At 74.8% G+C, this 25,771-nt stretch carries 26 protein-coding genes and 1 tRNA gene; 10 read left to right on the top strand and 17 right to left on the bottom strand.

The window, feature by feature from the left end; all coding sequences use genetic code 11:
• Window positions 1-138 precede the first annotated feature (138 nt).
• From ACFC0B_RS17150 to ACFC0B_RS17095, 12 genes are all read right to left on the bottom strand, one after another.
• Window positions 139-294 (bottom strand): hypothetical protein, encoded by a 156-nt coding sequence (locus tag ACFC0B_RS17150; RefSeq protein WP_376086625.1) that lies wholly within the window; start codon window positions 292-294, stop codon window positions 139-141.
• A gap of 23 nt (window positions 295-317) precedes the next feature.
• Window positions 318-863, bottom strand: coding sequence for a hypothetical protein (locus ACFC0B_RS17145; protein WP_376086624.1), 546 nt, complete (start codon window positions 861-863; stop codon window positions 318-320).
• Window positions 864-997: 134 nt separating this feature from the next.
• Window positions 998-1,489 carry a PhzA/PhzB family protein gene (locus tag ACFC0B_RS17140; RefSeq protein WP_376086623.1) on the bottom strand — a complete coding sequence of 164 codons (492 nt, stop codon included), beginning with the start codon at window positions 1,487-1,489 and terminating at the stop codon, window positions 998-1,000.
• 53 nt (window positions 1,490-1,542) lie between these two features.
• Window positions 1,543-2,208 carry a phenazine biosynthesis FMN-dependent oxidase PhzG gene (gene phzG, locus ACFC0B_RS17135; RefSeq protein WP_376086622.1) on the bottom strand — a complete coding sequence of 222 codons (666 nt, stop codon included), beginning with the start codon at window positions 2,206-2,208 and terminating at the stop codon, window positions 1,543-1,545.
• Entirely contained in the window at window positions 2,201-3,037 is an 837-nt protein-coding gene (locus ACFC0B_RS17130) for a PhzF family phenazine biosynthesis protein (RefSeq protein ID WP_376086621.1), read from the bottom strand. The genes phzG and ACFC0B_RS17130 overlap by 8 nt, the downstream gene beginning before the upstream one ends.
• A gap of 158 nt (window positions 3,038-3,195) precedes the next feature.
• Window positions 3,196-5,142, bottom strand: coding sequence for an anthranilate synthase family protein (locus ACFC0B_RS17125; RefSeq protein ID WP_376086620.1), 1,947 nt, complete (start codon window positions 5,140-5,142; stop codon window positions 3,196-3,198).
• On the bottom strand, window positions 5,139-5,762 hold the full coding sequence (locus ACFC0B_RS17120) for an isochorismatase family protein (RefSeq protein WP_376086700.1): 624 nt from the start codon (window positions 5,760-5,762) through the stop codon (window positions 5,139-5,141). The genes ACFC0B_RS17125 and ACFC0B_RS17120 overlap by 4 nt, the downstream gene beginning before the upstream one ends.
• Before the next feature lie 147 nt (window positions 5,763-5,909).
• Window positions 5,910-7,085, bottom strand: coding sequence for a 3-deoxy-7-phosphoheptulonate synthase (locus ACFC0B_RS17115; RefSeq protein WP_376086619.1), 1,176 nt, complete (start codon window positions 7,083-7,085; stop codon window positions 5,910-5,912).
• A 36-nt stretch (window positions 7,086-7,121) separates the two neighbouring features.
• On the bottom strand, window positions 7,122-7,610 hold the full coding sequence (locus ACFC0B_RS17110; RefSeq protein ID WP_376086618.1) for a PhzA/PhzB family protein: 489 nt from the start codon (window positions 7,608-7,610) through the stop codon (window positions 7,122-7,124).
• Window positions 7,611-7,943: 333 nt separating this feature from the next.
• Window positions 7,944-9,239, bottom strand: coding sequence for an NAD(P)/FAD-dependent oxidoreductase (locus tag ACFC0B_RS17105; RefSeq protein WP_376086617.1), 1,296 nt, complete (start codon window positions 9,237-9,239; stop codon window positions 7,944-7,946).
• Complete coding sequence (locus ACFC0B_RS17100; RefSeq protein ID WP_376086616.1) at window positions 9,239-9,562, bottom strand: 2Fe-2S iron-sulfur cluster-binding protein; 324 nt, start codon at window positions 9,560-9,562, stop codon at window positions 9,239-9,241. Before ACFC0B_RS17100 ends, ACFC0B_RS17105 begins: the two co-directional genes overlap by 1 nt.
• A gap of 249 nt (window positions 9,563-9,811) precedes the next feature.
• Window positions 9,812-10,735: a LysR family transcriptional regulator gene (locus ACFC0B_RS17095; protein WP_376086615.1), complete on the bottom strand. Its 924-nt coding sequence runs from the start codon at window positions 10,733-10,735 to the stop codon at window positions 9,812-9,814.
• Window positions 10,736-10,977: 242 nt separating this feature from the next.
• Here ACFC0B_RS17095 and ACFC0B_RS17090 point away from each other — a divergent pair, with 242 nt between their 5' ends.
• The 4 genes from ACFC0B_RS17090 (at window position 10,978) to cydC (ending at window position 16,890) form a co-directional block, all read left to right on the top strand.
• Window positions 10,978-12,273 carry a cytochrome ubiquinol oxidase subunit I gene (locus ACFC0B_RS17090; RefSeq protein ID WP_376086614.1) on the top strand — a complete coding sequence of 432 codons (1,296 nt, stop codon included), beginning with the start codon at window positions 10,978-10,980 and terminating at the stop codon, window positions 12,271-12,273.
• 60 nt (window positions 12,274-12,333) lie between these two features.
• Window positions 12,334-13,374, top strand: a complete 1,041-nt coding sequence (gene cydB / locus ACFC0B_RS17085; RefSeq protein ID WP_376086613.1) for a cytochrome d ubiquinol oxidase subunit II — start codon at window positions 12,334-12,336, stop codon at window positions 13,372-13,374.
• 145 nt (window positions 13,375-13,519) lie between these two features.
• The gene (gene cydD / locus ACFC0B_RS17080; RefSeq protein WP_376086612.1) at window positions 13,520-15,217 is read left to right on the top strand and encodes a thiol reductant ABC exporter subunit CydD; all 1,698 of its coding nucleotides are present in this window, start codon (window positions 13,520-13,522) and stop codon (window positions 15,215-15,217) included.
• A complete protein-coding gene (cydC, locus tag ACFC0B_RS17075) occupies window positions 15,214-16,890 on the top strand; it encodes a thiol reductant ABC exporter subunit CydC (RefSeq protein WP_376086611.1) in 1,677 nt (558 codons plus the stop codon). Before cydD ends, cydC begins: the two co-directional genes overlap by 4 nt.
• Before the next feature lie 37 nt (window positions 16,891-16,927).
• On the opposite strand, the gene ACFC0B_RS17070 is transcribed toward cydC, so the two are convergent.
• Window positions 16,928-17,149 carry a hypothetical protein gene (locus tag ACFC0B_RS17070; protein WP_376086610.1) on the bottom strand — a complete coding sequence of 74 codons (222 nt, stop codon included), beginning with the start codon at window positions 17,147-17,149 and terminating at the stop codon, window positions 16,928-16,930.
• A 178-nt stretch (window positions 17,150-17,327) separates the two neighbouring features.
• Here ACFC0B_RS17070 and ACFC0B_RS17065 point away from each other — a divergent pair, with 178 nt between their 5' ends.
• Window positions 17,328-19,049, top strand: a complete 1,722-nt coding sequence (locus ACFC0B_RS17065) for an ATP-binding protein (protein ID WP_376086609.1) — start codon at window positions 17,328-17,330, stop codon at window positions 19,047-19,049.
• Window positions 19,050-19,109: 60 nt separating this feature from the next.
• On the opposite strand, the gene ACFC0B_RS17060 is transcribed toward ACFC0B_RS17065, so the two are convergent.
• Window positions 19,110-19,182: transfer RNA gene (locus ACFC0B_RS17060), tRNA-Lys, on the bottom strand.
• Window positions 19,183-19,240: 58 nt separating this feature from the next.
• Window positions 19,241-19,930 (bottom strand): DNA polymerase beta superfamily protein, encoded by a 690-nt coding sequence (locus tag ACFC0B_RS17055; protein WP_376086608.1) that lies wholly within the window; start codon window positions 19,928-19,930, stop codon window positions 19,241-19,243.
• A 97-nt stretch (window positions 19,931-20,027) separates the two neighbouring features.
• Between ACFC0B_RS17055 and ACFC0B_RS17050 the strand changes: the two genes are divergently transcribed.
• The 3 genes from ACFC0B_RS17050 (at window position 20,028) to ACFC0B_RS17040 (ending at window position 22,627) form a co-directional block, all read left to right on the top strand.
• Window positions 20,028-20,798 (top strand): SDR family oxidoreductase, encoded by a 771-nt coding sequence (locus tag ACFC0B_RS17050; RefSeq protein WP_376086607.1) that lies wholly within the window; start codon window positions 20,028-20,030, stop codon window positions 20,796-20,798.
• Between the two features lie 93 nt (window positions 20,799-20,891).
• Window positions 20,892-21,599, top strand: a complete 708-nt coding sequence (locus ACFC0B_RS17045; RefSeq protein ID WP_376086606.1) for a tyrosine-protein phosphatase — start codon at window positions 20,892-20,894, stop codon at window positions 21,597-21,599.
• 29 nt (window positions 21,600-21,628) lie between these two features.
• Window positions 21,629-22,627: a phosphorothioated DNA-binding restriction endonuclease gene (locus ACFC0B_RS17040; RefSeq protein ID WP_376086605.1), complete on the top strand. Its 999-nt coding sequence runs from the start codon at window positions 21,629-21,631 to the stop codon at window positions 22,625-22,627.
• 14 nt (window positions 22,628-22,641) lie between these two features.
• Here ACFC0B_RS17040 and ACFC0B_RS17035 read toward each other — a convergent pair whose 3' ends face one another.
• Window positions 22,642-23,094 carry an RICIN domain-containing protein gene (locus ACFC0B_RS17035; protein WP_376086604.1) on the bottom strand — a complete coding sequence of 151 codons (453 nt, stop codon included), beginning with the start codon at window positions 23,092-23,094 and terminating at the stop codon, window positions 22,642-22,644.
• Between the two features lie 57 nt (window positions 23,095-23,151).
• Between ACFC0B_RS17035 and ACFC0B_RS17030 the strand changes: the two genes are divergently transcribed.
• Window positions 23,152-24,297, top strand: a complete 1,146-nt coding sequence (locus tag ACFC0B_RS17030; RefSeq protein ID WP_376086603.1) for a hypothetical protein — start codon at window positions 23,152-23,154, stop codon at window positions 24,295-24,297.
• Between the two features lie 153 nt (window positions 24,298-24,450).
• On the top strand, window positions 24,451-24,786 hold the full coding sequence (locus ACFC0B_RS17025; protein ID WP_376086602.1) for a hypothetical protein: 336 nt from the start codon (window positions 24,451-24,453) through the stop codon (window positions 24,784-24,786).
• Window positions 24,787-24,838: 52 nt separating this feature from the next.
• Here the strand turns inward: ACFC0B_RS17025 and ACFC0B_RS17020 are convergent, their stop codons facing one another.
• Window positions 24,839-25,660: a TIGR02452 family protein gene (locus ACFC0B_RS17020; RefSeq protein WP_376086601.1), complete on the bottom strand. Its 822-nt coding sequence runs from the start codon at window positions 25,658-25,660 to the stop codon at window positions 24,839-24,841.
• Between the last annotated feature and the right edge of the window lie 111 nt (window positions 25,661-25,771).

Genomic DNA, 25,771 nt, shown 5'->3' with positions numbered 1-25,771 from the left:
GGGACCCGGGCACGGAGCACCCGCGGATCCGCTGACGGGCGGTGTTGCCGCCCGCCCGGCGGCGGATCCGCGGGGTCGTCGCCGGTGCCGCTGTGCTCAGGCCCGGTGGCGCTGTGCTCGGGCCCGGCGGCGCTGTGCTCAGGCCCGACGGCGCAGGGCGATCGCGGTGAGTTCCTCGATGTCGAACTCCGAGCGGCCCGGCGTGCCGTAGCGGGTGATCTTCCCCCGGCTGACCCACTTGCGGATGGTCGCCTCCGAGACGCCGGCGGCGAGCGCGGCGACGTTCGTCGGCACGAGCCGGTGGCGGGGCGGGCGGCTCAGACCGCCGCCTTTCGCCGCTGGTCCATGAGATGCCGTAGCGTGAGCCATTCGCGTATCCCCCATGAATGTCCGGACGAGCAGCCGATGCTGGTCCGTCCCCCGGTGTGGTGCTGCGGTGAGGCGTCGATCGTCCCCGGGCAGCCGTCGACGACGCAGTCCCGGGCGGGCGGCGCGGGGCTGCCGGCGGTGTCCGGGTCGGGGTCGATCGCGTTGAGCAGTTCGACCCGCAGGTCCTCGATCTCGTCGGCGAACTCGGCGGCCGGCGGCTGCGCGGCGAGCCAGTCCAGGTGGCGGCCGAGGAACCGCGCCAGGTGCGGTACGGAGCGGACCGCCGCAGTGGTGCCGAGCCGCTCGGCGGCGAAGTGCGACCAGGACTCCAGGATCGCCACGATGTTGTTGCGGGCATCGATCGCGGCCAGGTTCAGCCGGTCCCGGCGGCGGGTCCCCGAGACCTTGGTGGGGTTGCGCCGCCGGGGCTCCGCCTGGATGTGGTGCAGGCACTCCCGGTGCAGCTCCGGAAGCGCCCGCAGGGTGCGTTCCAACTGCCCGATGCACGGGGCGCAGAGAACGGAACCGGCGGCGGCGGGGGCCGCCCGTCCGTGGTTCCTGGGACAGGGGTGGGACTCCATCGAATCTCCTCGGTGCGTGCGTGCGACACCCGGATCCCCTCGGCCGGTCAGTCGGTGGGGATCCAGTCCCGCCGGATGTGCGGGGTCTCGATGCCGAGCGACTTCATGTGCTCGATCGGGTTGGTGTACTCCCGGCTGGCGGCGATGAGGCCGTCGCGCAGGGTGAAGCCGTGGATGAAGTGGTTGCGGTAGCGGCCCTCGGGATAGCCGGGGAAGCGGATCGTCCCCTCGCCGTCGCACTCGACCATGACGAGGTCCGGGTCCTGGGTCTCGTAGAGGTGGACGTCGGACCACCGCCAGTCGGGCAGGACCTCCAGGGAGAGCTCGTTGTGGCGCTTCAGCTTCTCCCGGCCGGTGACCACGATGGGCCGGCCGGTGTCGGTGTAGAAGAGGGCGGCGGTGCCGTCCTCGGTGTAGAGGGTGTACCGGCGCAGCCGGGCCTCCGGGCCGGTCTCCAGGTACTGCTCGACGGCGCGGCGGTTGCGGGCGCGCAGGTCGTGGTGGTCGGTGAAGATCCGCGCGGGCTCTGTTGAGGTCATGACATCTCCGGAACGGGGGAAGGGGTCGGCGCGGAGGGCGCTCCGCGCGGGGGTCACGGCTGGAGCCGGCTGATCCCCCAGCCGTCGGCGGTGCGGTCGTAGCGCAGCCGCTCGTGCAGCCGGTCGGTGCCGTCGGCCCAGAACTCCAGGACGTCGGGCACCAGTTCGAAGGCGGTGTAGGAGGCGGGGCGGGGCAGCGGCCGCTGCGGACGGCCGAGCTCCAGGGCCTCGGCCCGGATCTCCTCGAAGTGGTCGAGGTCCTCCACCGGCCGGCTCTGCCGGGAGACCGTGGTCATCGGGTGGGTGAACACCGCCCGGGCCGCCCACAGCTCCTCGGCGGTGGCGTCCGGCAGCCGGCGCACCGGCCCGGCCAGGACGATCTGCCGGCTGGTCTCCCGCCAGTACAGGACGCCGGAGGCCCAGGGGTTCTCCGCCAGCTCCCGGCCCTTCTGGCTGCCCTCGTGGGTGGCGAAGACGATCCCCCGCCCGGTGATCCGGTTGATCACCAGGGTCCGGGACGAACTGCGGCCCCGGGCGTCGGCGGTGGCCAGCGCGAGGGCGCGCGGCTCGCGCACCCCGTGGCCCGCCGCGGCGGCCAGCCAGGAGTTCAGCAGGCCCATCGGCTCGGCCGGCGGGGTGCGGAACTCCGGGAAGTCGACCACGACCGTCCCGGTCAGCGACTCGGAGCGCTTCGACGGCCCGGACCGGTGCTCAGACATGCAGGACTCCTTCGATGGTGATGACGCCGTGGCCCGAGACCTCGACGCTGTCGACGCGGTCGCCCTCGCCGTGCACCAGGGCGCCCATCGGCGAGGGCCGGCCGATCTCGACGCCCTGGGTGATCTCGATGCGCTGCCCGTAGGCGCCGAGACCGTGCCGGGCCAGGTGGATGGCGATGGGCCCGGCCGCGGAGCCGGTCGCGGCGTCCTCCACCACCCCGTACGCGGGCGAGAACATCCGGTTGCGCCAGACCGTCCCGGAGCCGGCGATGCAGTTGGTCGCCATGTCCGGGAAGCGGGCCAGCGCCCGGTGGTCCGGGTCCACCGCGGACAGCGCCTCGACGCTCTCGAAACCGACCAGGACGTGCCGCGGGCCGTTGCGGTAGATCTCCACCGGGAGCGTCGACCCGCTCACCCCCAGCGCCCGCAGCAGTTCCTCGGCCCGGTCGAACGGCTCCCAGACCGGCACCGGCTGGCGCATGCTGGTCGCCACGGTCCGGCCGCCCTCCCGCTCCAGCTCGAACGGGATGACGCCCATCGCGGTCTCGATCCGCAGCGTGTCGGCCTCGGTGCGCTCGCCCAGGGCGATCGCCGTACCGAGCAACGGGTGTCCGGCGAAGGGGAGTTCGTTCACCGGGGTGAAGATCCGCACATGGTGGTCGCCGCCCCGCTCGGGGGCGAGGACGAAGGTGCTCTCGGAGAGGTTCATCTCCCGGGCGATGCGCTGCATCTGGTCGGCGGAGAGGTCGTCGGCCCCGAAGAAGACCGCCACCGGGTTTCCGGTGAGCGGCCGGCGCGCGAAGGCGTCGACGACGACGTACTGGTGCATGGGTCCTCCCACTCGTCATTGGGGGTGCGGGTGCGGGTGCGGCGCCGCACCGCGTCGGCCGGGCACGGCGCGCCGCGGGCGGGCGGAGTCGGGGCAGGGCGGAGCCGGGCCGGCGCGTATCGGGGGGAGGTGCGCCGGCCCGGCGGTCCACCGGAGGGTCAGGCCGGGTCGGGGACCCGCGCCGGGCCGAGCAGGCCGGACAGGGCGGTGGCCACGATCCGCGGCCCCTCCCGGGTGAGGACGGACTCGGGGTGGAACTGGAGCGAGGCGAAGCCGGGCCCGCGCAGCGCGTGGACCTCGCCGGTGGCCGGGTCGCGGCTGACCCGGACCGGTCCGACGCCCTCCGCGGTGAACTCCTCCGCTCCGGCGACCAGGGCGAAGGTGTTGTAGAACCCGACCCGCTCGACGGCGCCGAACAGGTCGATCTCCTTCTGCACCCCCTGGTTGGGCACCGTCCGGCGGCGGATCGGCAGCCCGAGCCGCAGGCCGAGCACCTGGTGGCTGAGGCAGACCGCGAGGAACGGCCGGCGCTCCGCCAGCAGGGTGTCGACCGCCCCGCGCAGGTGCCGCATCTTCGGGTGCGCGGCCTCCTCCGGGTCGCCCGGGCCCGGGCCCATCACCACCAGGTCGTGGCCCTCGAAGGCGTACTCCTCGTCGAACCGGCGGACCGTCACGCGCAGGCCCAGGGAGCGCAGCTCCTGGTCGATCATCGAGGTGAAGGTGTCCTCCGCGTCGACCACCAGCACGCTGCGCCCGGCGAGTTCGGGCCGGGCCGAGGTGCGGGCCGCGGTGTCGGCGAGCCAGAAGCCGGCGATCGAGTCGTTGCGGGACTCCAGGGCGCGGAGCACGCTCGGGTGGTCGGCGAAACGCTTCCGTACGCCGCCGTCGAGCGCGGCGACCAGCCCGGCCGCCTTGGCCCTGGTCTCCGCCGCCTCCGAGGCCGGGTCGGAGTGCCGCACGATGGTGGCGCCGACCCCGATGCCGATCCGCCCGCCCGGGGTGATGTCCGCGGTCCTGATGAGGATCGCGGAGTCCATCACCCGCTCCCCCGCCGCGTCCCGCCCGATCAGCGCGGCGACGCCGCTGTAGTAGCCGCGGCCGCCCGGCTCGTACCGGTGGATGATCCGGCAGGCGCTCTCCACGGGGCTGCCCGTCACGGTGGGGGCGAACATCGTCTCGCGCAGGATGTCCCGCACGTCGCGGTCGGTCCGGCCCTCGATCAGGTACTCGGTGTGCGCGACCCGGGCCATCTCCTTGAGGTACGGGCCGACCGCCCGGCCGCCGCCCGGGCAGATCCGGGCCATCATCTTGAGCTCCTCGTCGAGCACCATGTAGAGCTCGTCGGTCTCCTTGCGGTCGCCGAGGAACTCCAGCACGCCCGAGAGGGTCGGCCCGGACGGCGGGTAGCGGTAGGTCCCGCTGATCGGGTTCATCACCGCGGTGCCGTCCCGGAGGCTGACGTGCCGCTCCGGCGAGGCGCCGACCAGGGTGCGGGTGCCGGTGTGCACCAGGAAGGTCCAGTAGGCGCCGGACTCCCGCTCCAGCAGCCGGCGGAACAGCGCGGGCGCGCTGAGCGGACCGTAGTCGGTGATGTCGGCGACGAAGGTGCGGCGGATGACGAAGTTCGCGCCCTCGCCGGTGCCGATCATCTCCTGGACGATGCGGCTCACCACCTCGCCGTACGCCTCGTCGTCGACGTCGAACACGCCGCCGGCGAGCGTGGTCGGCACGTCCGGCAGGCGCGCCAGCGCCTCGGCCAGCGGCACCCGCTGCTGGCCGGTGACGGTCATCGCCACCAGCGGCGTCCCGTCGTCGGCGGCCGCGAAGCCGCGCTCGGCGAGCTGCCGGTAGGGGACCACCACGAGCACCTCGTGCCGCTCCCCGGTGCCCGGCGCCGCGGCCGGCGGGGTGTCGGCCAGCGGGATGTCGGCCAGCGCGGCGGGCAGCGCCACCGAGCCGGTCAGCACCTCCACCACCGGGCCGCCGGCCCCGCCCCCGGCGGCCGCGGCCGGCCGGTGCAGCAGGGCGAAGGCCTCCGGGCGGCCCGCCAGCACCTCGCGGAGCAGGTCCGGGCCGCCGCTCGGGCCGTACGGGTCGGCCGTCATGGGAACAGCCTCCCGACCGTGGTGACCCGGGCGCAGCGCTCGGCGGCGTAGCCGAGCGCCGAGCGGTGGTACTCCGCGGAGAAGTCGGCGGTGGCGTCGGCGGCGAGGAACACCTGGATGTCGTTGGTGAAGGCCTCGATCGCGGTGGCGAGCACGCCCACGTGGGCGTAGACGCCGCAGAGCACCAGCTGGTCGCGGCCGGTGTCGCGCATCCGCTCCAGCAGGTCGGTGCGGAAGAAGGCGCTGTAGCGCCACTTGGTGAGCAGCCAGTCCTGCTCGGCGGGCGCCAGGGCGTCCACCACCTGGCGGTCCTCCGGGGCGGGGCGCATGCCGGGGCCCCAGAAGTCCTTGAGGAGGCCGCGCTGTTCGTCGGTCATGCCGCCCGGCTGGGCGGTGTAGGCGACCGGGACGCCCAGGGCGGCGCAGCGGTCGCGCAGCCGCGCCGCGTTGCCGACCAGCGCGGTGCGGGTGCGGTCGGGGACGGGGGCGAGGAAGTAGCGCTGCATGTCGTGGACCAGCAGGACGGCGCGGTCCGGCTCGGCCTTCCAGGACACGACGGCCGGCGGCAGGTCGTCCTCGGTCGGTAACGGGTACTCGGGAATGGGGGGTATGCCGGTCATGGCTCCGGTTCTCTGCATGATGCGAGGGTGTGTGGGGCGCGCGGAGCGGGGCGTCGGGGCCGCTGCGCCGAACGCGGTGCGGGCGACGCGGTGCGGGTGGTGTGGTGCGGGTGACGCGGTGCGGGTGGCGCGGTGCGGCGGACCGGGTCAGACGGTCCAGGAGGACACCACGGAGACGGCCTGGGCCGGGTTGAGCCGGGGGTCGCAGCTGGTGGTGTAGCGCTCGCCCACGGACTCCAGGTCGGCCTCGGTGGACGCGCACTCGGTCACGTCGTCCGGGGTGGTCTCCAGGTGCAGCCCGCCGGCGACGCCGCCCGAGGCCCGCACGGCCTCGACGAACCGGGCGACCTCCAGCACGACGGTCCCCACCAGGCGGGTCTTGAGGCCACCGGGGGCGGTGAAGGTGTTGCCGTGCACGGGGTCGCTGAGCCACACCACGGGGTGGCCGGCGCCCCGGACGGCGTCGACGAGCTTCGGCAGCCGGTCCGCGACGGCCTCGGCGCCCATCCGGGCGATGAGGGTGAGGCGGCCGGGGTCGCGCCACGGGTCGAGCTTCTCGCAGAGGGCGAGCAGCTCGTCGGGCTCCATGGTCGGACCGACCTTGCAGGCCACCGGGTTGGCCACCTGGGACAGCAGGGCGACATGGGCGCCCTCGACCTGGCGGGTGCGCTCGCCGATCCACGGCCAGTGGGTCGAGCCGAGGTACAGCCGCCCCTTGTCGTCCATGCGCAGCATCGGCATCTCGTAGTCGAGCAGCAGCGCCTCGTGGCTGGTCCACACCGGGGGCTCGACCACGTCGCGACCGGCGGCGCGGTCGCGCCAGCCGAGGTGCTCGACGATGTCACCGGCCGCCATGTAGCCGGTGAGGATGCGCAGCGGGTCGGGCCGGCGGGACTCCGGGTCCGGCTCCGGCCCGTTCACCATGTGCCCCCGGAAGACCGGGAGTTCGACCCCGTCGACGACTTCGGTGGGCTTGGAGCGGGGCTTGGCGAACTGCCCCGCGATGCGGCCCGCGCGCACGACCGGCTTTCCGGTCCGCAATCCGAGCGTCCCGGCGAGCAGGTCGAGCAGGGCGGACTTCCGCGCCACATATTGACGTGTACATTCCTGCGGATCCTCCGCGCAGTCCCCCGCCTGCAGCACCAGCGCTTCGCCGGTCGCCACTTTTCCCAACAGGGTGCGCAAGGTGGCCAGCTCGTCCGGCTGGACCAGGGCGGGACGCGAGGCAAGCGCCTCGCCCACCCGGCTGACCTGGAGGAGATCGCTCCATTCGGGTTGATGCAACGCCCCGCGGATGCGAATCTCCCGTATGACGTCTTCCACGACGTACTCCGATCCGGCGGTGGATTTCTTGAATTGTCAGGTGGGTATTCCGGTGCGCTTGATCTCGGGCACCGGAATGCCGAGGGCGCGCAACTGCTGGAACGGGTTCATGAACTCGCGCTGCAGTTTGATCCGTCCGTTCTCCAACTCGAACGAGTGGAGGAAGTGGTTCTCGTAGTAACCGTCCGGATAGTCGCCGAAGAGGATCTTCCCGCGGCCGTCGCACTCGACCCAGAAGCGGTTCGGGTCCTGGGTCTCGAAGATCTCGATGTTGTACCACTCCCAGTCCGGGAAGCACTTCAGCGACCAGACGGCGTGCTCGCCCAGGCGGTCCCGGCCGTGCGTGGCGACCGGGGAGCCGGTGTCGGTGGTCCACAGGCCGCCGACGCCGTCCTCGGTGAAGAGCTCGTGCCGGCGCAGCCGGTCCTGCCCGAGGGTGTGCATGTACTGCTCGACGGTGGCGCGGTTGAGGCGGCGCAGCTCGGCCTCGTCGGTGAATCCCTGCGGGCTCGCGGATTCAGGCACAGTCGTATCCCCTGTTTGTTATTCGAACGAGTGAATGAGCAAGCAAGCGATCTTGTTTGAATCCTGCCTCACAGGCAGATGCTTCCGCAACAGTGACCTATGAACTAACTGTGAAGGTTCGATACCCACAACGCCGTCCGGGCGTGGCCGAAAACCACTCGGCGATTAAAAACGCTTGATCCGGCACCCCACCCGTGAAATGCGTGGGACCAATGTTCTCGGAATCATTTCCTCCGGCTGTCCGGCGGCGGAATCATTTCCTCCGGCTGTCCGGGGCCCGCCCCGCGGTACGGCGGGGCGGGCGCCGGCCCACCGGAGAACGGCTTCCGCCGGTCAGCCCACGGGCACCGCGGAGCCGCCGCGACGGCTCGCGAGGTGGCCGCGCAGCGTGAAGCCGGGGGCCGCGGCGTCGGCCGGATTCAGCACCACACCCCGGTCAAGGAGCTGTCGGGCCGCCAGGTGGTCGGTCGGCCGGTTCACCGATTCCACCGCCCGCAGCTCACCGGCCCGGAACAACAGCACCGAGAAGGCGTCCGGGTCGTCGCCGAGCACCACCTCGGTGTCGTGGCCCTCGTCCAGGCCGGCGATCTGCACGGTGGTGGCGAACTGGTCGCTCCAGAACCAGGGCAGCTCGCGGTAGCCGGCGCCGGTGCCGGTCAGCCGGGCGGCCACCGCCTCCGCGTGGCCGACGGCGTTCTGCACCGACTCCAGCCGCAGCCGGTTGCCCGAGCGCACCTGCGGGAACGCCGCGCAGTCGCCGATGGCCGAGATGTGCGGATCGCTGGTCAGCAGGTCGGAGTCGACGACGATGCCGCCGCTCACCCGCAGACCGGCCGCCGCCGCCAGGCCGGTGCGCGGGATCACCCCGATCCCGGCCAGCACCAGATCGGCCGGCAGCCGGCCGCCGTCGGCCAGCTCCACCTCCGAGACCCGGCCCCGTTCGTCGCCGTGCAGGGCGGCGACCCCCTGGCCGTACATCAGCCGGGTGCCCTCCCGGCGGTGCAGCCGGGTGAAGTGCTCGGCGGTGCGGGCCGAGACCACCCGGGCGAGCGGGCGGTCGAGGGCCTCGACCACCGTCACCTCGCAGCCCGCCCGCCGGGCCGCGGCGGCGAACTCCAGGCCGATGAACCCGGCGCCCACCACCACCGCGTTCCGGGCCGCGCCGAGCGCGGACCGCAGGGCGGCGGCGTCCTGGGCGGTGCGCAGTGTGTGCACGCCGCGCAGACCGGCGCCCGGCACGCCGAGCGTGCGCGGGGTGGCCCCGGTGGCCAGGACCAGGTGGTCGTAGTCGAACGCCGAGCCGTCGGCGAGGCGGACGGTGCGGGCGGCCGGGTCGACCGCCGTCACCGAGCCGGCGACCAGCTCGATCGACTGGCGGGCGTAGTAGCCGACCGGCCGCAGCCAGAGCTGGGCCTCGTCGACCTCGCCGTGCAGGTAGGCCTTCGACAACGGAGGCCGCTCGTAGGGCAGTTCGTCCTCGGCGTCGATGAGCACCAGCCGCCCCCGGTAGCCGAGCTCGCGCAGCGAGGCGGCCGTCCGGTACCCGCCCTGGCCGGCCCCGACGACGACCACGGAAAGGGGGTGGCCGGACGCCGCCCGCTCCGGCGCGGGGCCGGTCGCGTACGCCATCACTTCTGCCGCTCGGGGAGGTGCACGATCAGGCCGTCCAGCGCCTCGGTCGACTTGAGCTGGCAGCTGAGCCGGCTGTTGGGCCGGCGCGGGCAGGCGGTGAAGTCCAGCATGGCGTCCTCGTCGTCCCGGATCGGCTCCGGCTTGTCGAGCGTCGACTCGTCGACGTAGACGTGGCAGGTGGCGCACTGGAGGTTGCCGCCGCACTGGGCGACGATGCCGTCGACGTCGTTGAAGACGGCGCCGCGCATGACGCTGGTGCCGACCGGGACGTCGATGGTGCGCTCCGTCGTGTCGACGGCGACATAGGTGATCTTGGGCATGGCGGAACTCCTCGGTGGCGCCCGGGCGCGCACGAGGGCGCGCCGGAACACGGGCACCGGTCACATGGCGAAGGGGAGGCAGGACGGCGCCGCCGGTGGTCGGCCCGGGGAGCGACTCCCCTGCCAACACGCCATCTCATACCGGCCGTTCGGACACGCGACGCCCTCGGCCAGGAACACGGCAGCGCTTTCGAGCGTAGCAGGGGTCCCGGGGGCGCGCCAGGATCGATCACCGGGGAGGCGGAGCGGTCAGCTCCGCTCGCGGGGCACCCGGAGGTCCGGCCGGCGGTGCGTCATCAGCGGCCTGCTGATGGTGAACTCCCTGAAGCGGCGGGCCGCTTCGGAATGGTAGGCGGCCCGGTTCCAGACCAGGGTGAGCACCCGGTAGCAGTTCGGGGCCTCCACGTGCACCCAGGCCACCGGGACGTGGGTGTCGGTGCCGGCCAGCCGGGACATCGCCGGGATGAGGCCGATGCCGAGGCCGGTGCTGATCATGTCCTGGCTGGCCCCCGGCTCGTCGCCCTCGCAGGAGAGCCGCGGGGTGAGCCCCTCGGTGGCGAACATCCGCTCCAGCAGGGCGCGCTGCCAGTGGCCGCGGCGGGTGGTGACGAACGGCTCGTCGGCGATCTCGGCGATCGTCACGCTCTCCCGGCCGTCCAGCCGGTGCCCGCGCGGGACGGCCAGCAGCACCTCCTCCCGGAGCAGTTCGACGGACTCCAGGTCCGGCCCGGCCAGCGGCTGCGAGGCCACACAGAAGTCCACCTCCCCGGCGCGCAGTTGGCGGTCCATCTCCTCCACGTTGGACTGGAAGAGCCGCACCTCGGCGCCCGGGAAGGCGGCCCGGAAGCCGCCCATCAGGTGGGTGACGGTCAGCAGCGTCTCGGAGGCGACGCCGACCCGGCCGAGCCCGCTGTCCCGGGCCTCGCTCAGCGCCCGGCGCCCGTCGTCGAGTTCGCTCAGCGCGCGGTCGACGTGGCGCAGGAACACCGCGCCGTACTGGTTGAGCCGGATCCGCCGGCCCAGCCGGTCGAAGAGCGGGGTGCCCAGTTCGGCCTCCAGCCGGGCGATGGTGCGGCTGAGCGAGGGCTGGGCGACGTTCAGCTCCTCGGCCGCGCGGCTGATGTGCTCGAAACGGGCGACGGCCTGGAAGTGGCGCAGTTGCAGCAAATCCACGGTTCACCTCTGCTGATGCCTGACGGGTTATCCACACATAGCAGAACCGGTCTTGGAAGACATAAGCAATCCTCGCCTAACGTCATCGGCGGGGTTCGTCGCAGCAGGTGGCGGGCAGCAGTGCCCGCCACCTGCCCACGCGAGGCGAGGAACCCGACCTCTTCCCTCCTTCTCCCTCTTCCCCCGGTCCCCCCATCCGTCCGCCGACCCGGAGGCCCACCGCCCCCCAGGAAGGTCGCATCATGAGCGCTGCGGACCTGGCCCGACTCCAGTTCGCGGCCACCACCAGCGTCCACTGGCTCTTCGTCATCCTCACCATGGGGCTGGTCCCCATGGTCGCGTTCATGCACACCCGGGCCGCATACACCCGGGACCCCGCCACCCGCGCGGTGCGCGAGCGCATGACCCGCTTCTGGGGCCAGCTGTACGTCATCAACTACGCGGTCGGCATCGTGACCGGCCTCGTCATGGAGTTCCAGTTCGGACTCAGCTGGAGCGGACTGAGCAAGTTCGCCGGCAACGTCTTCGGCGCCCCGCTGGCCCTGGAGACCCTGATCGCCTTCTTCGCCGAGTCCACCTTCCTCGGCATGTGGATCTTCGGCTGGGGCCGGATGCGGCGCGGCGTGCACGTCGCGCTGATCTGGCTGGTCGCGCTCACCGCGTACGCCTCGGCGTTCTGGATCCTGGTCGCCAACGGCTTCCTCCAGCACCCGGTCGGCTACGAGGTGCGCGACGGCACGGCCTACCTGACCGACTTCGCCGCGCTGATCACCAACGCCAACGCCCTGGTCGCGCTCGGCCACATCGCGCTCGCCGCGCTCACCACCGGCGGCGTCTTCGTCGCGGGCATCAGCGCCTGGCACTTCGCCAAGGGAACCCGGGAGACCGAGCTGTTCCGCAGCTCGCTGCGGCTGGGCGTCTGGGTGGGCATGCTCTCCTCGTTCTTCGTCATCATCGTCGGCAACCTGCAGGTCCCGGTGATCGAGCGGACCCAGCCGATGAAGGCCGCCGTCCTCCGGGGCAGCGGTGTCGCCGAGGAACAGGCCCGGCTGGTCGCCGAGCACGGCCCCGGGGACTACGTGCCGTGGGAGGGCTGGGTGAAGAACTCGATGGACGTGATGTCGATCCTCGGCAACACCGTCTCGACCATCACGTTCATCGCCGTCTTCCTGCTGCTGAAGGACCTGCTGGTGCGCAAGCGCTGGCTCGCCTACCTGATGACCGCGATCATCCCGCTGCCCTTCATCGCCTCCGTCGGCGGTTGGGTGGTGCGCGAGATCGGCCGCCAACCGTGGCTCGTCTACAGCCAGTTGACCGTCGACGACGCGCTCTCGAACGTCAGCAGGGGATCCCTGATCGCGTCCTGCACGCTGTTCATCGCCGTCTTCGTCGCCCTCGCGGCGGTCAACTGGACGCTGATCACCCGCTTCGCCCGGCGCGGCCCGGACGGCGCCCAGCTCGGCGCCGGCGACCCGCTCGCCGACGACCTGCCCGACACGGGCGGCGCCGACGAGAAGCAGCCGGTCCCGGCCTTCTGAGCCCGGCGACGGATCCCGCACCGAGATGAACTCTCCTGACGTGACGGAAGGTTGGGCTACATGAGCCTGGAGACCCTCTGGCTGGCCCTCCTCGGCCTGCTGCTCGCCGGCTACTTCGTGCTCGGCGGCTACGACTACGGCGTCCAGATGCTGTCCCCGTTCCTCGGCGGGCCGGACGCCGCCCCCGCCCCGGCCGAGGCGCCCGGCACCGGCGAACGGAACGCCGCGCTCGACGCGATCGCCCCGTTCTTCCTCGGCAACGAGGTGTGGCTGGTCGCCTTCGCCGGCGCGATGTTCGGCGCCTTCCCGCACCTGGAGGGCAGCCTGCTGTCCGGCCTCTACCCGCTGATCGTGGCGATCCTGGTCGGCCTGGTGCTCGGCAACGCCGCGGTCCAGCTGCGCGGCCGCTCCCGAAGCCCCCGGGCGCTGCGCCGGTGGAACGCCCTGGTGGTGCTCGGCGGCGCGCTGCCCGCCGTCGGCTGGGGCATCGTCGTCGGCCTGCTGCTGCACGGCGTGCCCCGCCGGGCGGACGGCTCCTTCCACATCGGCTTCGGCGAGGTGTTCGCGCCGTTCTCGCTGACCTGCGGGGCGGCCACCGCGCTGCTCTTCGCCGGGCACGGCGCGGCCTTCATCGCGCTCCGCTCCGAGCCCGAACTCGCCGCCACCGCGCGGCGGGTGGGTGCCACCCTGATCGCCGCGGCGGGCGCCGCGAGCGCGCTGGCACTGGTGCTCTCGCTGTTCGGAGCGGGCGCCTCGATGACGAGGACCGCCACCTCCGCGGTGCTGTTCCTGCTCGTCGCCGCCGCCCTCGCGGCCGGCTGGTGGTACCTCACCCGCGGCCGCGACGCCTTGGCGTTCACCGCCACCTGCGCCGCGACCGCGCTGCCGGTACTGCTGATCGGGGCCGGCCAGTACCCGTACCTGCTGACCGCGGCCTCCGGCGCGGGGATCACCGTCGACGACGCCGTCGCCGACGGGGCCACCCTGAAGCTGCTGATCGGCTTCGGCGTGGTGGTCTTCCCGCTGATCCTCGCCTACCAGGCCTGGAGCTGGTGGGCGTTCCGCGGCCGGACCGGGCTGCGCCACCCCAGCTACTTCTGACCGACCGCCGCCGGCCGGCAGCCCACCGCCACCGGCCGGCGGCTTCCAGCCGGCTCCGCGGCCCGGCGGCCGCCCGACCGGCCCGCCCGGGCCGCGGACGCGGTCCGCACCGCACGCCGGGAACCGACCCGGGAGGGAGCACGGGATGAAGCCGGCCGAACGCCGCCTGCGGCGCGACCTCCCGGTGGTGCGACGGCACCTGACCACCTCGACCGCACTGGCGCTGGCGGGCGCCGGACTCGTCGTCGGCCAGGCCGGCCTGCTGGCCGGCCTGCTCGCGGACGGCTTCGCCGGGCAGGGCCCGCGCACCACCGCCCTGGCCGCCCTCACCGCCGTCCTCGCCCTGCGGGCCCTGCTCGCCTGGGCCCGCGGCGCCCTCGCCCAGCGCGCCGCTGCCGAGGCCAAACGCGCCCTGCGCGAGCGCCTCGCCACCCGCCTCCGGCAGACCGGCCCGCACCGCCTGGCCGCCCGCCGGCACGGCGAGACGGCCACCCTGCTCACCCGCGGCCTGGACGCCCTGGACCCCTACCTCACCGGCTACCTGCCCACCATGGCCGCCACCGCCGTCGTCCCGGTCACGGTCGTCGGGTGGCTGTGGTGGACCGACTGGACCTCCGCGCTGATCGTCGTGGTCACGCTCCCGCTGATCCCGGTGTTCGGCGCGCTCGTCGGGATGCACACCGCCCGGCGCACCGCCCGGCAGTGGCGGCTGCTCGCCCGGCTCGGCGGCCACTTCCTCGACGTGCTCGCCGGACTGCCGACGCTGCGCGCGTTCGGCCGCGAGCACCACCAGACCGGCGTGGTGCGGGAGATGGCCGACGCCCACCGGCGGGCGACCATGCGGACCCTGCGGGTGGCGTTCCTCTCCTCCCTGGTGCTGGAGACCGTCGCCACCCTCTCGGTCGCGCTGGTCGCCGTCCCGGTCGGCCTGCGGCTGCTGGCCGGCGCCCTGGACCTGCGCACCGCCCTGGTCGTCCTCTTCCTCGCCCCCGAGGCCTACCTGCCGCTGCGGGCGTCGGGCGCGGCGTTCCACGACAGCGCCGAGGGCATCGCGGTGGCCGAGCGGGTCTTCGCCGTCCTCGACGAGGAGGAGCCCCCGGCGACGCACCCCGTGCCGTCCTCCGTCCCCGTCCCTGTCCCCGCGCCCGTCCCCGACGGCCGGACCGCCCGGCTGCGCCTCGACGGGGTCACCGTCCACCACCCCGGCCGCACCGCGCCCGCCCTCGACGCCGTCTCGCTCACCGTCCACCCCGGCGAGCACCTCGCCCTGGTGGGCCCCAGCGGCGCCGGCAAGTCCACCCTGCTCGCGCTGCTGCTCGGCTTCACCGCCCCCGGCACCGGCCGGGTCCTGGTCGACGGCACCGACCTCGCCGCGCTCGACCCCGACGCCTGGCTCGCCCAGGTCGCCTGGGTGCCGCAGCGCCCGCACCTGTTCGCCGCGAGCGTCGCCGACAACATCCGCCTCGGGCGCCCCGACGCGACCGACGCCGAGGTCCGCGCGGCCGCCCGGGCCGCCTGCGCCGACGGCTTCGCCGAGGCGCTGCCGCAGGGCTACGCCACCCCGCTCGGCGAGCACGGCGCCGGACTCTCCGCCGGACAGCGCCAACGCATCGCCCTGGCCCGCGCGTTCCTCAAGGACGCGCCGATCCTGCTGCTGGACGAGCCGACCGCCCACCTCGACCCGGAGAGCGAGGCCGCCGTCACCCGGGCCACCGCGGACCTCGTGCGCGGGCGCACCGCGATCGTCGTCGCCCACCGCCGGAGCCTGCTGCCGCACGCCGACCGGATCCTCACCGTCCGCGCGGGCACCCTCGCGCCCGCCGAAGGCCTGGTGCACTCGTGACCGCCGCCTCCCGCCCCACCGTCCGGCTGCTGCGCCACCTGCTGCCGTACTGGCGCCGGCTGCTGCCCGCCGTGCTCGCCGCCGCCGGCAGCGAGCTCAGCGGCGCCGCCCTGATGGCCACCGCCGGCTGGCTGATCACCCGCGCCGCCGAGCAGCCGCCGATCTCGGCCGTCGCCGTCGCCGTCGTCGCGGTGCGCGCCCTCGCCCTCGGCCGCGGCACCCTGCGCTACGCCGACCGCCTGCTCGGCCACGACGGCGTGCTGCGCGCCGTCGCCGGCTTCCGCGCCCGGGTGTACGAGTCGCTCGTCCCGCTCGCCCCCGCCGGGGCCCCGGCGTTCCGCGGCGGCGACCTGCTGACCCGCCTGGTCGACGACGTCGACGCCGCCCAGGACCTGCTGCTGCGGGTCCTGATCCCGGTCACCGCGGCCGGCCTGGTCGCGGCGGCCGCCACCGGCACCGCCCTGGTGCTGCTGCCCTCCGCCGGACTGCTGCTCGGGGTGCTGCTCGCGGCCGCGGGCCTGCTGGTGCCCGCCCTGGTGCTCGCGCTGTCCCGCCGGACCGGGCGGGCGGAGAAGGCGGCGCGCGCCGAACTCGCCGCGCTCACCGTCGACCTGACCGAGGGTGCGGCCGACCTCGCCGCGTACGGCGCCCGCGGCCGTGCCCACCGGCGGGCCTCCGCCGCCACCGACCGGATCGCCGCCCTGGAGCGCCGCGGCGCGCTCACCACCTCGCTCGCCTCCGCCGTGATCCTGCTGTTCCAGGCCGCCGCCACGGTCGGCGCCACCTGGCTCGGCCTGCGCGCCCACGCCGACGGCCGGCTGCCCGCCGTCCAGCTCACCGTCCTCGCGGTGCTCGCCCTGATCTCCTTCGACGCCCTGGCCGCCCTGCCCGCCGCCGCCCGCCGGCTGGCCGCCGTCTGGGCCTCCGCCCGCCGGCTCGCCGACCTCATGGACACCCCGCCGCCGGTCACCGACCCGGCCGACCCGGCCCCGCTCCCCGCCGGGGGCCCGCTCGGCATCGAGATCACCGACCTGCGGGTCCGCCACCGCGCCGACGGCCCCGCCGCGCTCGACGGCGTCAGCCTGCACCTGCCGCCCGGCCGCCGGGTCGCCCTGCTCGGCGCCAGCGGCTCCGGCAAGTCCACGCTGATCGCGGCGCTGATGCGGTTCGTCCCCTACGAGGGCGGCAGCATTCGGGTCGGCGGCCGCGAACTGCGCGACTGCGCGGGCGCGGACGTCCGCCGGGTGATCACCGGCATGACCCAGGACGCCCACGTCTTCCACACCACGATCCGGGCCAACCTGCGCCTCGCCCGCCCCGACGCCGCCGACGAGGACCTGCGCGAGGCGGCCCGCCGGGCCCGGCTGCTCGACTGGATCGAGTCCCTGCCCGACGGCTGGGAGACCGTGCTCGGCGGGGACGGCTCCACCGTGTCCGGCGGCCAGCGCCAACGCCTGCTGCTGGCCCGCGCCCTGCTCGCCGACCCGCCCGTCCTCGTCCTCGACGAACCCACCGAGGGCCTCGACCCGGACACCGCCGCCGCCGTCCTCGCCGACGTCCTCGACGCCACCCGCGGCCGGACCACCCTGCTGGTCACCCACGACCACGCCGCCCTCGCCGCCGTCGACGACGTCCTCACCCTCGACCACGGCCGCCTCGCCGCCGTCCACTGACCACCCCCGCCCGCCGGGGGGCGGGTGGGGGCCGTCCTCACCGACGCGCCCGCCAGAGCCCGTACAGCCCGACACCGGCCCCGGTGATCACCGAGAAGCCGCCGCTGCCCGCCGTCAGATAGACGCCGGTGGCGATGACCAGCAGGCTGACCAGAGCGATCAGGTCCAGCATCCGCTGGCGGCCGGAAGCGGGGTCCTCGGCGGGCTCGGGGGCCCGGGATCCGTCGGCGGGGGGAGCGGGGAAGTTGTCGTCCGTCATACGTCCAGAGGAGCAGGGGGCCCGGCGACGGCCCAGCCGGCCGTACGCCCCCGCCGGTTCCCGGACGCCGAGGGCGTCCGATCGGACACGGCGCCCCCGTCCTTGAACGCCACCGGCGTTCAGGAACGTTCAAGGGCGTCCATGGACGTTCCAACTCCGGCTGACCTATGGTGGCCTGATGCCCTACCAGCTGGACACGGCGGCGGACGGACCGACCGGGATCGACCCGGTCGACCTCGCGACCGTCGAGGCCTATGACGCACGGCTGGCCGTGTTCGTCGACGATTTGAACCACCTGCACATCGAGTACGGCGCCCGCTCCTACGGCGAGATCTGCGGTGCCTCCGAGACCCGCAGGCTGACCAAGGCGGGCATCGCCGACCTCCTGAACGGCAAGCGGCTCCCCCGGGTGGACTTCCTCCTGGAGTTCGTCCGCGTGGTCAGCAACCCCTTCCCCGTGGACGGGGAGAAGCCCCGGGGCTACAAGGCGGATCCGGCGCTGATCGAGCACTGGCGCCGCCGATGGGTGGACCTCAAGGCCCTGAACCGGCAGATCCAGTCCCCGCTGAGCCGCATCCGCAACGCCACCAAGCAACTGATCGAGGACGCGGCCCGGGCGGCGGAGACCACGACCGGCACGGCCGAGGAACACGCGCGGGGCGTTCGCTCGGCGGCCGAGGCCGAGGCCGCCCTGCTCCTGGCGGACGCCCGGCAGCGGGCCGCCCGGCTGCTGAACGCGGCCGACGAGCGGGCGGCCGTCGTCCGCACGGAGGCCGAGAGCGAAGCCCGGCGGATCCGGGAGGAGGCCTCCGAGGTCCTCGCGGCGGCCACCCGTGAAGCGGTCGAGCGGGTCGACGGGGCCGATCTCGTCCTGCGGGGGGCCAGGACCGAGGCCGAGACGGTGCGCCGCACCGCGCAGGCGGAGGCCGAACGGCTGGTGGACGAGGTCCGCCGCTCCGGTCGGCTCCGGACGTCGGCGGCCCTGCGCGCCCTCCGCGAGCACGCCGAGCACCTCACCGAGCGGGAACTTCCCGCCCTCGCGAAGAGGTTCGCCGGTGACCCGGCCTGGCTGACGGAGACGGCGCTCACGGTCCCGTCCGCCGGCATCCACAGCCGGGACGACGTGGGGCGGCTGGCCAGGTGCTTCGACATCCTGTACCGCGACCTCGTGTCCCTCGCCGCCGAACAGGCCCTGCTGCGCGGCAACATCAACGCGATGTCCACCGCCCTCGCGCGCCGCGCCCAGCTCCTCGCCCACCGCCAGCTGACGCTCCTCGACGCGTTGGAGCGCCGCGACACCGACCCGGCACTGCTGACCGAGCTCCACACGCTGGACCACCTCGCGACCCGCATGCGCCGCCACCACGAGACCTTGCTGGTCCTCACCGGTGCGGCCCCCGGCCGCCGCTGGACCCGGCCCGTCCCACTGGTCGACGTGATCCGCGCCGCCGCCTCCGAGGTGGAGCACTACGAGCGCGTCGAGCACACCGACGTGCCGCCGGCCGAGGTCGCCGACGCCGCCGTCACCGACCTCACCCACCTGCTCGCCGAACTGCTGGAGAACGCGACCGAGTTCTCCCACCCGAAGACCCGCGTCCGGGTCACCGGCCACGCGCTGCCGGACGGCCGGGTGCTCGTCGAGATCCACGACAGCGGCCTCGGCCTGGGCTCCGGCGACCTCGCCGAGATCAACGAGCGCCTCGCCAACCCGCCGACGGTGGACGTCTCCGTCCCCCACCGCATGGGCCTCTTCGTGGTCGGCCACCTCGCCCTACGCCACGACATCCGCGTCCAGCTCAGGCCGGGACTCAACGGGGGAGCCGTAGCCCTGGTGATGCTCCCGGCCCGGACGGTGGCGCTCGCACCGGCCCGCGCCCCCGTCGCCGAAGCCGCCGACTGAGGCCGTCGCCCTTCCGGGGCACGCCGCAGCCCGGAGCGGGGGGAACGTGCTCGTTCCAGGTGGGCCGCCAGGGGCTCGAACCCTGAACCTACGGATTAAAAGTCCGCAGCTCTGCCAATTGAGCTAGCGGCCCGCGGCCCGGGCCGGGTGTCGGCGGCGGGCCGCCGTGATCCTACCCGGTGGGGTCGGGCTCACGCGGACGGTGTCCAGTGGGCGGCGCGCACGCGGCGGAGCCAGGCGTCGGCGGGGCGCTCGTCGGGGCGGTCGGGGAGGACACCGGGGCGGTCGAGGCGGTCGGTGGCGGTGGTGAGGAGGCGTTCGGCGCGGGCGGGGTCGTCGGCGATGCGCTCGCCGAGCTCGCGGACGCGTTCCGGGTCGGGCAGCCGGACCAGGTTGTGGCCGGCCTCGTGCAGGTGGACGGCCTGGTCGAGGAGGCGGACCAGGTGGCGGGCGTGCTTGGCGGCCCGGGCGCGGGTGGCCGGGTCCGCGGTGTCGCGGGTCCGCAGCTTGCGGAACTGCTGGGTGGCGTAGCCGAGGTAGGCGTTGCGGACGGCCCGGGCGCTGAGGAAGGAGCGGCGGATCGCGATCAGCTCCTCGCCGAGCGGGGTGCGGGCCTCGTAGAGGTCGTCGGGCAGCCAGACCAGCTCGGAGGCGGTGGGGTTGCAGACGAGCGCCAGCCGGCACCACTTGGCGGCCTCGTGCAGGGTGCGGTCCGGGGCGGTGGTGACGTGCGACTCGGCGGGGCGGTGCAGGCCGTGGAGGCCCTCGGTCGGGGTGGCGAACAGGCCGAGCCGGTCGATGTCGGAGCCGGCGTGGGCCAGCCCGTACGCGGTCGAGCCGACGATGCCGGAGAGCAGGACGGTGCCGGGCGCGGTGGACACGGGCGGACTCCTCTCGTCGGCCGGTGCCGAGGAGTCTGCCGGGCGCGGGGCACGCCGGGCGAACCGTTTTTCCGCGCGGGCGAGTAGGGTGCGGGGCATGTCGACCGCGAACGGTTCCGAGCAGCCCGACGTCGTTCTGATCACCGGTGCCGGGCGCGGCATCGGCGCCGCCACCGCACTGCTCGCCGGGCGCCGCGGGTACCGGGTGTGCGTCAACTACCGGGCGGACGAGGCCGCCGCCGCCTCGGTGGTGGACGCGATCCGGGCCGACGGCGGCACCGCGCTCGCCGTCCGCGCGGACGTCACCCGCGGCGCCGAGGTGGCCCGGCTGTTCGACACCGTCGACGCCGAACTCGGCCCGCTCACCGCCCTGGTGAACAACGCCGGCACCCTGGAGCGGCAGGGCCGGCTGGAGGACATCGACGAGGAGCGGCTGAACCGGATCTGGGCCGCCAACATCACCGGCCCGTTCCTGTGCGCCGCGCAGGCCGTCCGCCGGATGTCCACCCGGCACGGCGGGCGCGGCGGGGCCATCGTCAACGTCTCCTCGGCGGCCTCCCGGCTCGGCTCGCCCAACGAGTACGTGGACTACGCGGCGGCGAAGGGGGCCGTCGACTCGATGACCCGCGGGCTGTCCCTGGAGGTCGCCGCCGAGGGCATCCGGGTCAACGCCGTGCGTCCCGGCCTGATCCACACCGGCATCCACGCCCTGGGCGGCGAGCCCGGCCGGGTCGACCGGGTCGCGCCGGACCTGCCGATGCGCCGCGGCGGACAGCCCGAGGAGGTCGCGGAGGCGATCCTCTTCCTGCTGTCGCCGGCCTCCTCGTACACCACGGGCGCGTTCCTGGACGTCTCCGGCGGCCGGTGAGCGCGGCGCAGGGGCGGAACCGGCTCCGGCCAAGATCGGAGAGCCGGACCGTTTCCTTCCCCTGGCACGGTCCGCGACCGTACGGTGGTGGCCATGACCGACGACGTGCAGTCCGCCTTCATCGACATCCCCGGGGTGCGCAACTTCCGTGACGCCGGGGGCGTCGGTGCGCTCCGCCGGGGCGTGCTGTTCCGCTCCGGATCCTTCCACGCCCTCACCCCCGAGGGCGCGCTGCGGCTCAAGGCCCTCGGCCTGCGCACCGTGATCGACCTGCGCAGCTCGGAGGAGCGGGGCTTCTTCCCGGACAAGGTGGACGGCCTCGACCACGAGACCCTCCACCTCCCCACCCTGCCCGCGAACCGGGAGGACACCGAGCGCCCCTGGCCGGAGGACCAGGCCGAGCTGTACCCGTTCATGGCCGCCACCGCCGGACCGTCGCTGGTCGCCGCGATCCGCCGCCTCGGCGCCCCCGGCACCCTGTCGGCCGTGGTGCACTGCGCCGTCGGCAAGGACCGCACCGGCCTCACCATCGCCGTCGTCCAGTCCCTGCTGGGCGCCTCCGAGGCCGACGTCACCGCCGACTACCTGCGCTCCAACGCCGGTCTCGGCCTGCTGGACGGCCCCACCCCGTACCTCGACGAGACCGGCGCCGAGCGGCTCTCCCGGCCGGTCGCGGCGGAGCTGCTCGCCTCCTCCTTCGCCTGGATCCACGACCGGCACGGCTCCCTCCCCGCCTACCTGCACGCCCACGGCGCCACCGACGCCGACCTCGACGCCCTCCGGGCCAACCTGTCGGCGTAGGCCCGGCAGCCGGCGGGGGAGGGCGGGAGATGCGACGGGCGGAACTGCTCGACGCCCTGCAGCGGCTCCGGCGGGCGAACACCGGCGGGGTGCGGGCCCCGCACAAGCCGCTGCTGCTGCTCTGGCTGCTGGGCCGGCACGCCCGTCTCGGGAGCAGCGCGGTCGCGTACACGGAGGCCGAGGAGCCGGTCAGCCGGCTGATCAACGACTTCGGGCCGCCGGTCGGCCGGGCGACGGCCGGGCAGCGGGCGGCGATGCCGTTCGTCCACCTGGAGCGGAGCCTCTGGTCGCTGTCCGACGCCGCCGGGCGCGAGCTCGGCCCGGCGGACGTGCGGGCCGGCGGTGCGGCGCTGCGCGGGGTGGGCGCGGTCGGCCGGCTGCGGCCCGAGGTCGAGCGGCTGCTCACCGGGGACCCCTCGGCCGGGCCGGTCGCCGTCCGGCTGCTGCTCGACCTGCACTTCACGCCCACCCTGGAGGCGGCGATCTGCGAGCAGGCGGGCGTCGGGCTGCCGGACCTGGGCATCGCGGACCCGGACCTCGCCGACCCGGGCATCGCGGACCCGGAGCTCGACGGTCCGGACCCCGGTGCGGCGCGGGGCCCGGCCTTCCGGCTGGTCCAACGGCGGGTGCGGGCCGCCGGGTTCGCCGCCGCCGTGCTGCGGGCGTTCGACCACGCCTGCGCGTTCTGCGGCTACGACGGCAAGCTCGGGAGCCACCCGGTCGGCGTCGAGGCGGCGCACATCCGGTGGCACAGCCAGGGCGGCCCCGACGACCTCGCCAACGCCTTCGCGCTCTGCTCGCTGCACCACGCGCTGTTCGACTTCGGGGTGCTCGGGGTGACGGAGGACCGCACCGTGCGGATCTCCCCGCACTTCCGGACCGACTCCCCCGCCGGCGAGGCCGTCCGGGCGCTGCACGACCGCGCGGTGCCGCTCCCGCACGGCCGGCCGGTCGACCCGCGCGGACACGACCACCTGCGCTGGCACGACCGGTCGGTGTTCAAGCACGAGGGGCACCCGCCGGGCTGAGCGGCGGAGCCGGACTACCCCCGTTCCAGGTGCCACCACTGGGTCGGGGAGTCGGTGTCCTCCCACTGGTGGACGGGGGCGGCCGGATCGCCGGCGGGCGGGGCGGTGAGGGGCTTGCCGCTGATGAAGCTGGTGAGCGTGCAGGTGCCCGGGGCGTCGACGTGGTGCTCGACCAGCCACTCCTGGGCGCCGAAGGCGTTGGCGGACCACTGCTGGACCGGCACGCCGTTCTCGGTCGCGGCGCCGGTGACGTCCAGGCGCTTGCCGCCGGCGACGTTCTCGACGTGGAACAGCGCGCCGCCCGGGTGAACGGCCGTCAGCCGCCAGAGCTGGGCGTCCGAACCGTCCTCGGCGGCGAGCAGCACCTTCACGCCGCTGCGGCGGCTGCCGCCGGGCACCTCCAGCAGCAGGCCGGTGGCGGCGTTGCGGATCCGGTAGAGGCCGTCGGTGATCTCGTGGTCGGTCACCGGGCGAGTCTCCCACCCGGTACCGACAGCCGCCCGCGGACACCTATGCTGCGGCGAATGGTGTTCGATGATCGTTCCGCGCAGGACGGCCGCCCCGCGGGGCCGTCGGTCAGTCAGCAGTCCGCCCTCGCCGGGGCGGTGGGCTCCCTGGAGGAAGCCGTGGCCGGCCTGGCGGAGGACGGACCGGACGGCGGTGAGCGCTTCGACGCCGCGCTGCGCCGGCTGGGCGGCCTGCTCGGGCCCGCCGGGGAGGCGGAGTCGGCGGCGGTCGGCCCCCGGCTGGCCGCGCTGCTCACGGACACCCCGCCGTTCCCCCGCGCGCACCTGGCGATGATGGTCGGCGCCTGCGTCGAGCGCGGCGCCGACCCCGCGGCCTGCGCCGACCGAGTGCTCGCCGGGCTGCGCGAGGCCCTGACCGGTGCGCTGCTGCTGCTCGACCGGTGGGCGGAGAGCGACGAGGACGCCCTGCCGGACCCCGACCGGGACGATCCCGGCCGGGTCCACGCCCGGATCGCCGGGGACGGGCGGGCGGACGCCCGGCACGCCCACCGGGCGGTGGCCGGCTGGTGGACGCTCGACCTGTGGCAGCGGGCCGCGTTCGCGCTCTGCACGCACGCCGCCGTGCGCCGGGCGGCCCGCGCCGACGGTGTGACCGACGTCCTCACCGAGCTGATCGACCGCTACCGCGAGCGGTCCGAGCAGCACGACCTCAAGGGCCTGCGGTACCTGGCCGCCGCCCTCGACGACGAACCGCTGCTCGTCCTGCACCGCCCGAGCGGCACCGGCTACCGGCTCCGGATGGACGGCCTGACCGACAACTTCCAGTTGCACACGCTGCTCGCCGAGGCGCTGATCGGCGGCGGCCACCTGCCCGGCGTCCGCCCCGACCCGGAGGTGGTCGCCCTCAGCCGCACCGGGTGGCTGGACGACCGCCGGTTCATCGCGACGGGCGCGTTCAACCTGGTCGCGCCGGACGGCGGTTGGATCTGGAACGAGGGCATGCCGGAGGACATCCCGGTGGTGGACGGTGTGCGGACCCTCGTGCTGGACCCGCAGCCCTACGAGCGGAGCTGGGCGGCCGGGCGGTTCGTCGAGCAGGTGCCCGGCGACCTGCGGCTGGAGCGGGTCCTGGCGCCGGAGGAGGCCGCGGCCCGGCTGGCGGCCGCCGCGCCCGCGCTGCCCCTGGAGCAGGCGATGCGGTAGCCGGGCGGCGGGGGCGCGGGCAGGACGGGCGACGGCTCCGGGGGCCGGGGGCCGGGGCGGGCCGGGGGAGACGGCGGGTTAGGGTCGGAAGTCCGAGGAGTCCCGAGTACTGCCGCGGGTCCGCACCGGATCCGCCGAGGAGTGGAGTCGACGATGGCGAGGATCCCGAACGCGCTCGCGAGCACCGCACCGGCCGCGCTGACCGCGGCGAGCGGCCTGGTCGGCGGCTACGGCGTCGCCCGGTGGACCGGGAAGCGGCAGCTCGGCGGCGCCGTGCTGGCCGTGGCCGGCGCCGGTGCCGCCGCGCAGTGGAACCGGCGCTCGGGAGCGCCCGCCGCGGCCGCGCTGACCGGCCTGTACGTGGCGGCCTTCGGCGGTTCGCACCCGCTGGCGAAGAAGATCGGCGCCTGGCCGTCCGTCTTCGCCGTCACCGGCGTGGTGACCGCCGCCTCCGCGCTCACGTCCGTCCTGGTCACCCGCAAGGCCTGAGGCCCGAGCCCGAGGCCGGGGCCGGGGCTCCGGTCCCGGCCCCGCGGCCCCGCTAAGCCCCGAACCGCGCCTCGAAGGCGGCCCGGTTCGGCGAAACCGGCGTCCGGTCCCAGACCGCGAAGACCACCCGGTCGAAGGCCGCGCCGTAGCGGGCCAGCGCCCGATCGAAGGCCTCCGCCACCTCGTCCGGGTCGTTGCGGAACACCCCGCAGCCCCACGCCCCGAGCACCAGCGTGCGCACCCCGTGCCGGGCGGCCGCCGCGAGCACCCGCTCGGCCCGCTCGGCGAGCACGCCCCGGACGTCCACTCCCCCGGGCGTGTGCAGGGCCAGCTGCCCCGCGTTCGGTGCGGGCGAGGTCAGGAAGGTCACGGGGTACGGCCGTGCCAGCAGCCCGCCGTCCTCGCCCCGGATCACCGGCACCCCGGGCGAGACGATCACCCGGTGGCTGTACCGGAGGTCGGAGGAGGCCCGGTGCGCCTCGTAGTAGTCCCGCGCCTCCAGCAGGCAGGTGTACAGCAGCGCGCTGCGGCAGAGGTCCTCCTCCTGGGCGCGGGCGCCGCGCAGGTAGCCGCCACCGGGGTTCCGCGCGGAGGCGAAGTTGAGCACCCCGACCGGTCCGCCGCCCGCCTCGACCAGCCGGTGGGCCGCCTGGACGCTGCCCTCGGCCGTCACCTCGAAGCCGCCCGCCGGCGCCGGGCCGGGCCCGCCCGCCGCGACCAGCGCGTCCAGCCCGGCCGGGTCGTACGACACCGTGCCGGCCCGGGCCGCCGCCAACGACTCGGCCAGCTCGACGAGTTCGCCCCCGGCCGCGCGGTAGCTCCCCTGTTCGGCGATGCCCTCGTTCACCGCCGCCACACGCATTCTGCTGCTCATGCCGCCGACGGTAGGCGACGGCCGGGTCGGCGCGCCACCGGTTATTCTCGGCCGCAGAACAACCGGACCGCCGGGAACGGCGACGGGCCCGCCCCACCGAAGTGGAGCGGG

Source organism: Kitasatospora sp. NPDC056184, from assembly GCF_042268405.1.
Lineage (GTDB): Bacteria > Actinomycetota > Actinomycetes > Streptomycetales > Streptomycetaceae > Kitasatospora.
Note: the sequence above shows the minus strand (reverse complement) of the source record. Positions and strands in the feature narration are given on the sequence as shown.